We start from the raw sequence: 12496 nt of genomic DNA, 5'->3' as shown, positions 1-12496 counted from the left end.
GAAACTCTAAACTCTGAAACTCATAAACTCTGAACTCATAAACTCTAATACCCTGCATTTTGTGTAATCCTGCCATTCTGGTCTCTGACAATATTTGGGATTGGGAAAACCAGTTTATTCTGCGTTACCGGCTTGCCTTTTGCCGTCAGGACGTCGATGACCCTGTTGGTACGTTTCAGGTCGAACCAGCGATGAAACTCGAATGCGAGTTCCACGCGGCGCTCGTGCTCGACGGCCAGTGCTACCGTGTTGTATTTTGCCGGGTAACCGGCCTCTCCATATAATGGCAACCCGGCCCGTTTGCGGACCTGATTCAGGTAGGCGGCGTCGCCCGTCGCTTCGGAGAGTAACAACAGCACATCCGCGTAGCGCAACACCATGAAATTGTTATTCGCTGCGATATTCTGATTGATCAGCGGTGCGGTTTTGTCCTGCCACTTCTTAGGAAATCTGGCTTTCGTAAAATTGCCTTTTGCATCGGTAAAACCGGTATCGATCGAAGCCTCGCGGCGGCCGTCGCCTTTTTCGTATTCATTCCAGATATCGTCCACAACCTGGTTCATTCCCGCGCCATAAAAGCCCAATGCATTGGAATTCGGGAAAAATTCGAGGTAATAGTTGCTGTAAGGTGCTGTTGCGGACCCTCCCAGGAACTGGATCTCGAAGATCGATTCTTTGGTATTCTTGGTTTTAGGGTCCCAAAGCGACGTATAGGACGGCAGCAGATCGTATTGCTTGCTGTCGTACACTTCTTTGAGCTCTTTCACACCATTGGCTTTATCGCCCATCGTCAGATAAACTTTACCAAGCAAGGTCTGTGCGGCGCCTTTCGTGGCTCGTCCGGCAATGGTGGAAGTCGCCGACAGCTTGGATTTGGCTTCAATAAGGTCCTTTGTAATCTGCGCATAGATTTCCGTTACGGGCGTGCGCAGGATGTCGTACGCTTCCGCAGCGCTCATCGGGCGGGTTACCAGCGGCACGTCGCCCCAGAGCTGCACCATATTGTAATAATATAGTGAACGCAGGAAGAGCATTTCGCCCTGCGTTTGCACTTTGTATGCGGCATCGAGCTCCGCGTTCTGGATTTTATCGAGAATGATATTCAGGTTGTAGATCGACCGGTAGAAATCCTGCCAGAATTGGTAAACCATCGTGTTCGCAGGCGCGAGCGTGTAGTCGCGGAACTGCCATTTGTCGGCCTGGTTACCCGAAATGTTGAAGATCGTAACGTTATCGGACATCAGCTCGCCGGCGTACGAAACGGGGCCTTGCGGGTGGTACACGGTGTAAAGCGTGTTGTAGGCCGCATTCGTCGCCGTTTCAAAATCCGATCTTGTTTTGTAAAAATTCTCCGCGCTGGGGTTAGACACCGGCGCCAGTTCGAGAAATGAGTCCTTACAGCTCCAAGTGCTTCCTATTAAAGCTGCCAAGGCTAAGGTTTTGACATATTTTTTCATTGTTTTCAAGTTTTGAGTTGTCCCGAAGACACCGTGGTGGCATTTAAAAGTCAGCTTTGATCCCAACGGTAATCACCCGAGGCAACGGATAAGACCCATAATCAACCCCCTGGAATGCACCTGGTACAGGCGCATTGCCGCTGCTGTACGAGCCGGCAGTTTCCATGCTGCTCGAATAGGAAGTAGTACCGTAAGTCGTATTTTCCGGATCATACCCCGTGTATTTGCTCCACAAATGCACATTCTCTGCATTCACATACACCCGTGCACTGCTTACTTTCAGTTTCGATGCCCATTTCGCGGGTAAGGCATACGACACGCGCACATTCCGCAACCGCACGAATGTGGCGTCCTCGACCCAGTAGGAAGAAAATTGCTTCTGCAAACCGAGGTAATTCACCGACGGCTTGAAATGCCTTCCGTCCCCCGGCTCACTCTCGGAGCGCCAGTAGTTGTACATACTCGCAAAGAAATTTCGGCCGTTGTCCCATGTACCCAGGTAGCGCACATTGTTGTTGGCAATTTCACCACCGAATGAACCCTGAAACAGAAATGACAATTCAAATCCTTTATAACCCACCGTATTCGTAATACCCGCAGTGAAATTGGGCTGATAGTTACCCAGTATCGTCCGGTCGGCATCGCTGATCTTGCCGTCGCCGTTCACGTCGCGCACTTTCGGGTCGCCCGGCGTCGTGCTGGTGTGGTGAGGGTATGCATCTATTTCCGCCTGGTTTTTGAAAACTCCGTCGAAAATGTAGCCATAGAAATTCGAAACCGGTTGCCCTACCTCGGTACGCACGGTCACAACGTTATCGACGTACTGGATCGGCGCATTGCCAGGTCCCAGTTGCAGCACCTTGTTGCGATTTCGGGAAATGTTGAAATCAGTTGTCCAGGTGAATGCCCCTGTCAGGTTTTTTGTAGAAATATTCAACTCCACCCCGCGGTTGCGCATTTTACCGATGTTAGTCAATTGGGTCGAAAAACCGGTAATGTCCGGCACCGGTACGAAAAGCAGCATATCCCGGGTGACGGAATTATAGAACTCCGCCGAAAGGTTGATGCGGTTATTGAAAAGGCCCAGGTCAACACCCAGGTTGAACTGGTTTGTTTTCTCCCATTTCAAATTGGGGTTTGCCAGGCTGCTCACTTTCAAGCCGTTCGCCAGATTGGTACCATTCACATATTGCGCTGCTGCCAGCAGGCTGATCGCACCGTAGTTAGGGATCTGGTTGTTACCGGTTACCCCATAGCTCGCACGGAGTTTCAGGTTGTTAACAGCCGTCACACCCGACATGAATGCCTCATCGGAAAGCAGCCAACCTGCCGAAACAGAAGGGAAATAACCCCATTTGTTATTCTCGCCAAAGCGCGACATACCATCGCGGCGCAGTGCACCGGTGAGGAAATACCGGTTTCTAAAATTGTATTGAACGCGAGCCAGGTAGGAAAGCAGCGACCATTCACTGGCGGTGGTGTTGCCGGCCGTAACTGTTCCGGCATTCAGCGTGTGCACGAGGTCGTTCGGGAAATTGTTGGCCGCCACATACATGGTTTCGTCGCGCTGCTTCTGGCTGGTGTAGCCGAGGAGACCGGTAAATGCGTGCTCGCCAAACTTCTTATCATATGTCAATGTATTCTCACTCAGCCAGTTCAGCATATAAGCATCACTAGCATTACCCTGCGCGGCCAGGACGGCCGAGTAGCCGTATTTCTGTTTATCATTCCAATAAAAATTGCTTCTCATATTGTAAAGGTTGCCGCTCAGACTGGTGCGGAAGCGTAGCCCGTCAAGGAATTCGTATTCCAGGTAACCCGTCGCCAATGTATTGAACGACTTCCGCCCCTTATCGACCTCGCGTGTAAGCGAGTACGGGTGCCAGAGGTTCATATCGGCATAGGACGTAAAACGGAACCAGGCCGAGTTAGGGTCGCGGAAACCGAGGTTGCCGTTTTCATTGTAAACCGGGAAAATGGGGTCGCTTTGCAGGCCGAGGCTGATCACGTCACTTTTACCCTGCGTACCTTCCGTCCGGTCAAAAATGGAGGTTATGCCAATGTTCAAGCCCGCGCTAAGCCGCTTGGTAATCTGCGTTTTGAGGTTTGAACGCACGGCCAGCCGCTTGTAGTAGTTTGCATCCAGGACGGCCGTTTGATCCAGATACGCTCCCGAAAACATGTATTGCGTCTTTTCGGTACCGCCCGTAATCGTCACTTGCGCATTATACGAGGGCGCAGTGCGGAACATCACATCCTGCCAGTCGGTACCTTTGCCGAACTGTTGCGGATTGGTCGTAAAGTCTTCCGGAATGCGCAATGTCGTTGGCCTGGCGCTATTAGGATCGCCCGCATTGCCACCCTGCGCGGTCCATGCGTTGTTTTTTGCATCGATATAAGTCTCGATGAACTGTTGCGCATCCATCATTTTGACACGGCGCACTACTTTCTGTGAACCATATTCGACGTTCGCACTCACATTCACCTTGCCAGGCTTACCGGTTTTTGTCGTAACGATAATCACCCCGCTCGATCCGCGCGAACCATAAATGGCGGCCGAAGAAGCATCTTTCAGCACTTCGATCGATTCGATGTCCTGCGGATTGATCAGGTTAAGGTTGAAGTTTTCCAAAGGTACACCGTCCACGACGATCAGCGGGTTGGTACCGGCGGTAATCGAGCTGATCCCACGGATCTTGATCACCGGCGAAGCGCCTGGCGCACCCTGAGATTGTGAAATATTCACTCCCGGCAGTGTTCCGGCGAGCGACTGGGTAACGTTACTGAACGAACGGTCCTTGAATTTGTCATAATTAACGGAAATCACTGCGCCCGTCACCGCGCGCTTGCTTTGGGTTCCGTACCCTACCACTACCACTTCTTCGAGTGATTTGTTTTCAGGCACAAGCCTCACGCCAAATTCAGTACGGGCACCGATAGTTTCCTCAACAGATTTGTAACCTACAAAACTGAATACCAGAACAGTAGCTTGGTCCGGAACGTCGATCTGGAACGCTCCGTCCGAGTTGGTAGTTGTTCCGCGCTGCGTGCCCTTGATGACGACACTCACACCCGGCAGCGGGTCGGCGTCGCTTACACCCGTCACCCTGCCCTTCACTGACAGCGTCTGCGCATGGACCGCCTGGATGACCAGCAGACATGCCAGAATGATGCGTAAGAGTTGTTTCATAAAAGTTCAAACGGTTAGGGAAATAGTAATCTTCTTTTTCTTTCTTTTTTATTCTAATTTTTACGAAAAGTATAAACAAATTTATTTTAAAAAAATATTTGCAAATGTTTTATGTCTTATTTTTATAAATAATTGTCACAAACCTGCTTTTGTAACTTCTAGGCGCATAAAAGAGGCACTTAGCCATTTTCTAATCGAATCAAAAAGAACTGTATTAGTAAGCATAAGATAGGTTTCCTGAAAACAAATAGAAAGAATAATAGCTCGACCTAACAAGGCAACCTATCCGAATTCAGGCAGTTCACCGGTGACGACACCTCGGACGTGTCGCGCAAACGATGGGCATCAAGGCCGTTGAAATGATCGCCACATCCCCCCCCGGCGCACCACTCTGCCGCGCGTTTGCACCCGGTTCGCCTTCCGGCGGGGTGGAGGTTAACTTTAAAGGCGGACAGGTTGGTGGAGAGGACTCTTCTGAAGTGGTTAAAGAGGCAAACTTTGAAGGACAATTTGATATATTTGAGAAAAATAGGAGCTATGACAATACGCGAACTAGAATCCATATTGCGAAAAGAGCGAATTTTCGAAGAGTTCGGGATCAGTAAGTTGGGACTGTTCGGGTCATTTGCGCGTGGAGAAAAGTATCATGACATCGACATTCTTTTAGAACAAAATATGGAATATCGAGTGCGTGAAAAATTAAAGGAAAAATTACAATATCTCCTTAATATCAAAGTAGACCTCGTGCCCGAAAAATTCGCAGATCCCATCATCGTGTATCGCGCTCGCCAAGATCTGAAATATGTCACACGCTAACTCCAATGACCTTTTACCTTTACTGATAATCCTTGAATCAATCGGCAAAATTGAGGTGTACGCTACCCGATTCACTAATGCATTCGATTTCTTCCAAAATGATGATCAAATGCAGTTCAATGCCAGCCTGCTGCTGTTAATCAACATTGGCGAACAAGCAAACCGGCTATCGGAAACTTTGAGAGACAAGTACCCCAATGTTCCTTTTCGGCAAATTAGGAGCCTACGTAATCGGGTAGCTCATGATTACACAGGCATTGACTATGAAATGGTGTTCGATATAGTCAAAACAGACCTTCCTGCGCTCAAACCAAGCCTCGCATATCTAATTCAAGCAGAACTCGGCGCCGGAGTTTTCGATCAGCAAGAGCTGAATGTTGCACGTCAAAGTCATTTTTACAGACATATCGATTTTACATTGCTTGCTCCTTAATCACATTGCCATCTTCCATCTCCTCCACCCTACCATCTCTTTCCTGCACCAGTGATTCGCTAAAATCGAACCCGAAATATTCGTCCAGGGACTAAACACCGCTGCGGCTAAGCCAACAGTACCCATATTCGCATTGTACCGGCAAGGCCCGATGGCATTCCGCCATTTTGCAGACCCACTTCAAATGCCATTATGCGTAGCCGACGTATGAATCAGTCCTAATGCCACTGGCTTCATGAACGAGTTTTCGCAAAGGAAAAACAAAAAAAGGCCGGACATGATCCGGTCTTTTTAATCCTTTACTATCTATGTTAACCAATCAAAGTTTTTATCATTCCCGGTATTCCTTAATCCGCAGTGCCAGGTAGGGCTTCATAGGCAAGCGAATCGTTGTTCTTTTCTTATCATAAACGCGGTAGTCCACAGCTTCGGCTATCTCGAAAACCTCGGGACGATCGTCGATCGTCATATTCCAGGCGTCGATGACCTCTACCTTAAATTTTTGCCCGGCTTTTGGCCCTCCTTTGCGTGGCAGACTGAATTCCCATTCTGCTTGCATATTTTTACCCAAATACATCAGATAATAAGTACTATCGGCACGCGACGTACGATGGTCTTTCCACGGATCGGACAATTCCAGCGGTCCGGGAGCCTCTTCGAGTATCTTTCTTAAAAATCCGATCCTCGCGGGACTGCTGCCGATCAGACGGCCGCCTTTGGCCCAGAAAATCGTGTCGCCCTCGTTCTTATAAGTTTCTCCGTGTGTCACGTACGTACCCGCGATCACCCCCTGCCAGAACGCCTCAGTCATTTCTTCCCCGCTCAAATGGCCCCAGCGTTGCTGCAAATCGCCTTCGTAACACACTTCGTCATAAACCATCGGCCTGAAAAACACATCTCTCAGCAACGTCGCCCGACCAAAGTCCTCGACGGTCGAGCCATTTTGGATACTGACATGCGTAAATTCCGGCTTCCAGTTGTCGTAATAAACACTCCCGTTATGGATCGAACAGAGATGGCCGTATGGGTCCGCATTCACCACCGCTTTGGTATAAATATCCCAGTCAGCGCGCGGTTTGGTTTTGATATAATCGAATTCGTTGGCCATAGACCACCAGACATTCCGGAATGACGCCAAACGGGCTGTCAGGTACCGTATATATTTGAGATCGTACTCCTTACCAAGACTGTCAAATCCCCAGTGCCCCTTATCATAAGGGTGAAAAATAATCACGTCAGCTTCGATACCCAGCTTTTTCAGGTCGTCTATCCGCTTTTCGAGGTGTTGAAAAAAGGCCGGTTCGAAACGCGAGTAATCCCACTGAAATTTCGGCTCACCCTTCGCATCCTTACTCTCAGACTTTTTCACATAAGGATAGTATGGCGGCTCATTCTCTACATGCGAGTAATATTTTGGAAAAACGCACATTCTGACCTTGTTGAATGGCGCATTCGCAAGCGTTTTCAGGGTAATTTCCTCCAAACCTTCGGGCTGGTGCGTCCAGGCGTATAAGGTTGTTCCAAATGGATAGTAACGCTTGCCGTCTGCATATTTAAAATGGTAAGTATCAGCTACGCGGACTGGTCCATGATTGTCCCGCCCCGGCTCTACGCAACTGAAAACACCTTTTTTACCATTCAGTGATTTACGATTGCTGATCGTTTGATAGGTCCATTCGCCTGTCTTTTGCGGCATGAACCGCACTTTGTATTGACCCTTACCGTCATAAAAACCAGCCACCTTTACTTTTTCAGTGCCGTTTGAAAACTCGGCGGACAGATTCACATCGGTGAAAGGGTTACCCGTTTGCGGCCCTGTCAGCGTAACTTCAAATCGCTCCCAGCGCTCCACGGGGCGCTCCACAAGATCTCGTCCGGATGCTGAAAAAGCACACCAAAAAAACGCAACAATTAAATAAAAAAACTTCATCATCAATCCGTTATATAAACCTGCGGCACAGAGCCGATAGCATCCTGCCAACCGCGATAGGCGGCTTTTACCACATCATTGGCAGCATGGGGCAAGACCGAAGAATGGCCCTCATTTAATTTCCGCAAATATTCGATGTCGGGATAAACTCCTGAATATAAACCTGAAAGATATGCAGCGCCCAATGCCGATACTTCCGGAAACCCGAGATTAACCACCGGCTTTTCAAGCAGATCCGCCAACATTTGTATGACGAAATTGTTGGACGTTAACCCTCCGTCGACTTTCAATTCCTGTAACGCGATGCTCGTATCGGTCTCCATCGCAACGATCACATCCTTGATCTGAAATGGAATGGATTCAAGCGCCGCCCGCACGATGTGGTTTTTGTTTGAATTAAATGTCAAACCGGTTATCGACGCCTTGCGGTTCATGTCCCAATGCGGCGCGCCAAGTCCGCTGAACGCCGGGACAAGATAAACGCCGCCGTTATCGCTCACCGAACGCGCCATCGACTCCGTTTCCCTGACATCGCTAAACAATCCGAGATGGGTTTTAAGCCATTCGATCGTCGCCCCGCAAGTCACAATCACGCCTTCGAGCGCATATTCTACCCTATCGCCCGCGCTCCAACCGATCGTTGTCACCATGCCCTGCTGCGAAGGTTTCGGTTCGGGGCCGATATTCATTAAAATGGAAGAACCGGTTCCCAATGTGGCTTTCGCAATACCGGGGCCAAAGCAACCTTCCCCGAAAGCAGCTGCATGCGAGTCGCCGATCATCGCCGTGACCGGTATTGACCGGGGTAACAAAGCTCCAAAATCAGTCTCGCCGAAATACGAAGAAGACGGCTGAATATCAGGCAAATGCAGGCCATTCAACCCAAACGACCGGATCAACTCCTCATCCCAGGATAGCGTTTCGAGGTTGAAGAACAATGTGCGCGATGCGTTGGTATGATCAGTCAGATATGCCGCTCCGTTAGTCAGTTTATACAGAAGCCAGGTATCTACCGTTCCAAAAAAAGCGTTACGCTCCTCAATCGCCTTATTTATCGTTTCATGATGAAGGTTCAACCAGATTACCTTGGAACCTGAAAAGTAAGGATCGGCCAGCAAACCGGTTTTTTGCCTGATCATATCCTCCAACCCTTCCGCCCGCAATTGGTCGCAAACGGAAGTCGAACGCTTGCATTGCCAAACCACCGCATTATGCAATGGCTTTCCTTCTTTATCCCACAACACGAAAGTCTCCCGCTGATTGGAAATACCGCACGAACGGATATCCTCTATACGTCCTTCTTTTGAAATAAAATCGGCAATGCATTTCGCAACCGACGTCTGTACGTTCTCATAAATTTCCTGAGGGTCCTGCTCCACCAGACCGCCATCGAGGTACATTGTGTGCAAGGGTTCGCTCCCCCGCGCCACAACCTTTCCCTTCTCGTCAAAAATGACTGTTTTAGTACTGCTCGTACCCTGATCGATCGCCAGCACAAATGGGCCGTTCAACATTCCGGAAGCCTTGTTTTGAACTTGTTAAATCATTTCTTAATATTAAAACAAAGAAAAGAAAAACAATCGAAAACAAAGCTAAAAACAATGGAAAAATATTGATTTATTTATGTGGTATATTGCCTTGTGTACAATTATTCGGCAGATTCGGCTGCCTGAACTTCGACGCGATGTTTTTACTTGATACTATCAACATCATTACGCCGCCAAGTCCCAAGAAAATCAGGTCGATCCGAGATTCGGGAGGACAAACGGTTGCATCAAATGACAAGTAAATGATCTTCAAAGCAGAACAGATCGCTAAAAAGTCGGCAAAAATGATCACCACATCTTTTTCCGGTATGTTCTGAAATCCATACCTGATCGTCACAACGATCGCATAGACCAAGCAACCCATTAGGCTAATTGCCAATGAGATGGAGTATTGATTGAAGTACTTTTCCATACAATCATTACTTGCTCTTAATGATTGCAATGAATAGTTGAATGCTGTCCGGCGCCTGCATTGGCGTTATCAGATGGCTTCTTAACAGGATGATTTTGCTTTTTGTCGAACCAGAAGCCAAGAGCCGCGCCAATAATAAAACCAATGACTGCGCCTGCCGGGCCAAAGAAGATGCTTATTGCTAATCCGAGCGCAATTCCAAATGCGGTTGGATTACCTAATTCGTTTTTGTTTTCTGTATTCGTAGTCATATTTCAAGTGCGTGGTCTAAGTTTGAGAGATGATTTACCTTCTTTCAAAACTAGCACTATTTCTAAGGCATGTCAAGGCGCTATCTTCATTTAAACGTTTGCAATCGTTTAAAAGCGATTAAACTCACATTTAGAGCAAATTACGTCATCTTTCCGGCTCTCAGGTGTCACTTTCAAGTACATCATTTTGCCACCTTTCCACTCCCCTTCAACGACCGTACTCAGCGGCGCGCGAAGCTTGAATTGCACATCCCAATCATCAGGCCAGGCGGGCAAAATGTAAATCGAATCGTCCACCGTTTGCATGAGCATTTCCTGTAAACCGATCATCCCCGAGCCTCCCCAGTTATGATCAGGAACCCAATCGTGACCAGGCCCCCAGAATGCGGGGAAGCGGCGGCCGGAATCCTGTAACTTTTTGATGGTTAATGCAGCCGCTTCGTCAGTCAGGCCTAACCGTGCGCAAAAGATGTTATCCTGATGCCAGCTGGTATGGTTACGATTCCTAATGGCTTCGGTATCATATTTCCAGGTATTGACGGCCGTTTCCAGGTCGGGCATGCCAATGCCATACATTCCATAAGGGAAGACGGGGTAGAGCTGCGGAATTTCGGTGTTTTGAATGCGCTCCCACGCCAGCGCGGGTGCAATCGTGCGATGGCCTTGCATTTCACGGAAACTCAGTGGCGGAATCCTGCCCAAAATGCCCTTCCAGCGCTTGCGCTGCTCTTCCGTGCCATACCGCGACGGCAGCATAAGCATTCTTTCCAGCACTGTTTTTAAGCCCGCCACCGTTGTGACGGAATTATACGCCATTTTGTAAGTTTCGGCCGCACTGCCCGGAAAAAGCACCAAATGTCCGTTCTGATCGAGCTTCGCCGCGCTTCGTTTTGCAGCCAGGTATTGGTAATGCCCATCGAAAAAAACGACGCAACTCTCTATCAGCGGCAAATAGGTTGAAATGTCCGAACCGGCGAAACGCTCCTGTTCGAGGATCATCAGACAGAATTCCAGTGAAGTATCCCAAAGATATTCCAGCCATTTATTGTATTCCAAACCAGGGTCATAGCCATCCGGACGTTTGGAACCGTATTCAGCATAGTTGGGCAGGCCAAAATTCTCGATCTGTTCGGTAAACGAGGCACCCTCGTGTCCCCAATAATGCCGGGTACGCGTTTCTGCATTGCCTAATATGCGTTGGTAGAACTCAAACTGCGGCCTCATCATCTCAAAATCGCCGCTTTTGAGCATCGGCCAGTAAACTAGCCGCTGATTTTGTGCGGTAAAAGTGCCCCCGCCCCAGTTGCGGTGATCGGCTGTGAAGTGATAGGCAGTGTCGACAAAAACCGGGTCATAAGTAAAGAGCCCGCCGTTGAACTTCGTCGGATAAGTTCCGAATGCATTGCACCCGAGCATATAGCGGAAAAGCTGGTAATTGCGCCCCACCTGCCATACCGGCGAGGCGGTGTCCTTTTTACTGACGTTCAACGCAATATAGCTCCGCTGCCAGTACTGCTTCCACCAGTCAAGCGTTTTTTGCCGGGCCGTTCTCTCTTCTTCCTTTGCCTGGGCAATCATTCCCAAAAGCCCCTTTTTCCAAACGGAAATATCATTTTGCTGGTCGGTATGCAGGTAAACACTTAGTTGAACGTGGCGCGAGGGAGCTTTGCTTTTCAGTCCAAATCCCTTGAACGGCGTATCCGCGTATCTCCCCTCCAATGTTGCATGATCTGCGATCATACCGGGTCCCTCCATCCAGCCTCCGTAAGTCAGGTTTTTCAGCGGGTTCCAAAGCTTTGATTTAACATTTTCCAGTTTTTGCTGGGCAACAATCGCGTCAAAAACCGTTGAGTCCCGGTTCCGGTGATAAAATAGCACACCGTTGTTCTCGTACCGGACGCTGTCGGGATGAACAACAACGGCGGATTTTGCCCACTTGTATGAACTAGCGCTTCGGGCATTACCTTTCAGTTCGCCGGGGACCGTTCGCCAGCTCTCATACCATGCCTGAGCCGCAACAGGGCTGTTTCCCTCGATGTCCACGTGAATTACAGGCTTAAAAACATCTACCCAAACCTTTACGGTGGCACTCAGTTTTCCTTTTTTACCTGAAATTTCAGTACATCCCTCATTTAGCTTCAACTCCTGCCGGAAACTGCTGCCTCCATTAAACGGATTCGGCGAAAGCCTCACACGTACGCGCCCGAGCTTGGGAACCACGTTATTTTCGTCGAAAACACCGCTGCGCGAAATGTAGAATAACAAGTCGCCCTTCTCCACCCACACATTCAACCCAATGTCCCCGCCGCCGCAAGGCATCGATTCTCCTGCATTTTCGCTCTGGCTAGTCCATTTTAAATTGTAATGTTCGGGAGAAAAACTTTGCCCGGCTGCCCACAGGCTGTTGAAAATGATAAATAAAATCAGAATGGACCGGCAGAAGCGAGCAGACATGAATGG

At 48.9% G+C, this 12496-nt stretch carries 9 protein-coding genes and 1 pseudogene; 3 read left to right on the top strand and 7 right to left on the bottom strand.

What is annotated here, in order from left to right; all coding sequences use genetic code 11:
- Positions 1 to 44: 44 nt before the first annotated feature.
- The gene (locus AAHB90_RS04690) at positions 45 to 1457 is read right to left on the bottom strand and encodes a RagB/SusD family nutrient uptake outer membrane protein (protein ID WP_342083751.1); all 1413 of its coding nucleotides are present in this window, start codon (positions 1455 to 1457) and stop codon (positions 45 to 47) included.
- 43 nt (positions 1458 to 1500) lie between these two features.
- Complete coding sequence (locus tag AAHB90_RS04685) at positions 1501 to 4647, bottom strand: SusC/RagA family TonB-linked outer membrane protein (protein ID WP_342083750.1); 3147 nt, start codon at positions 4645 to 4647, stop codon at positions 1501 to 1503.
- A 332-nt stretch (positions 4648 to 4979) separates the two neighbouring features.
- On the opposite strand from AAHB90_RS04685, the pseudogene AAHB90_RS04680 reads away from it, so the two are divergent.
- From AAHB90_RS04680 to AAHB90_RS04670, 3 genes and pseudogenes are all read left to right on the top strand, one after another.
- Positions 4980 to 5252 (top strand): annotated as a pseudogene (locus AAHB90_RS04680) (hypothetical protein); the annotation flags it as partial.
- A complete protein-coding gene (locus AAHB90_RS04675; protein ID WP_342083748.1) occupies positions 5185 to 5463 on the top strand; it encodes a nucleotidyltransferase family protein in 279 nt (92 codons plus the stop codon). The pseudogene AAHB90_RS04680 and the gene AAHB90_RS04675, both read left to right, overlap by 68 nt.
- Positions 5450 to 5896, top strand: coding sequence for a HepT-like ribonuclease domain-containing protein (locus tag AAHB90_RS04670; protein ID WP_342083747.1), 447 nt, complete (start codon positions 5450 to 5452; stop codon positions 5894 to 5896). Before AAHB90_RS04675 ends, AAHB90_RS04670 begins: the two co-directional genes overlap by 14 nt.
- Before the next feature lie 331 nt (positions 5897 to 6227).
- Here the strand turns inward: AAHB90_RS04670 and AAHB90_RS04665 are convergent, their stop codons facing one another.
- The 5 genes from AAHB90_RS04665 to AAHB90_RS04645 all read right to left on the bottom strand — a co-directional run bounded on the left by AAHB90_RS04665 (position 6228) and on the right by AAHB90_RS04645 (position 12490).
- Positions 6228 to 7760, bottom strand: a complete 1533-nt coding sequence (locus AAHB90_RS04665) for a DUF5060 domain-containing protein (RefSeq protein WP_342083746.1) — start codon at positions 7758 to 7760, stop codon at positions 6228 to 6230.
- Positions 7761 to 7828: 68 nt separating this feature from the next.
- Positions 7829 to 9340: an FGGY family carbohydrate kinase gene (locus AAHB90_RS04660; RefSeq protein ID WP_342083745.1), complete on the bottom strand. Its 1512-nt coding sequence runs from the start codon at positions 9338 to 9340 to the stop codon at positions 7829 to 7831.
- Positions 9341 to 9443: 103 nt separating this feature from the next.
- Positions 9444 to 9785 carry a hypothetical protein gene (locus AAHB90_RS04655; protein WP_342083744.1) on the bottom strand — a complete coding sequence of 114 codons (342 nt, stop codon included), beginning with the start codon at positions 9783 to 9785 and terminating at the stop codon, positions 9444 to 9446.
- 17 nt (positions 9786 to 9802) lie between these two features.
- Positions 9803 to 10036 carry a hypothetical protein gene (locus AAHB90_RS04650; protein ID WP_342083743.1) on the bottom strand — a complete coding sequence of 78 codons (234 nt, stop codon included), beginning with the start codon at positions 10034 to 10036 and terminating at the stop codon, positions 9803 to 9805.
- Between the two features lie 108 nt (positions 10037 to 10144).
- Complete coding sequence (locus AAHB90_RS04645; protein ID WP_342083742.1) at positions 10145 to 12490, bottom strand: DUF5703 domain-containing protein; 2346 nt, start codon at positions 12488 to 12490, stop codon at positions 10145 to 10147.
- Positions 12491 to 12496: the final 6 nt, after the last annotated feature.

This window comes from Dyadobacter sp. OTU695, assembly GCF_038440355.1.
Classification (GTDB): Bacteria; Bacteroidota; Bacteroidia; order Cytophagales; family Spirosomataceae; genus Dyadobacter.
The sequence above is the reverse complement of the archived record's forward strand: the minus strand, read 5'-3'. Positions and strand labels throughout refer to the sequence as shown.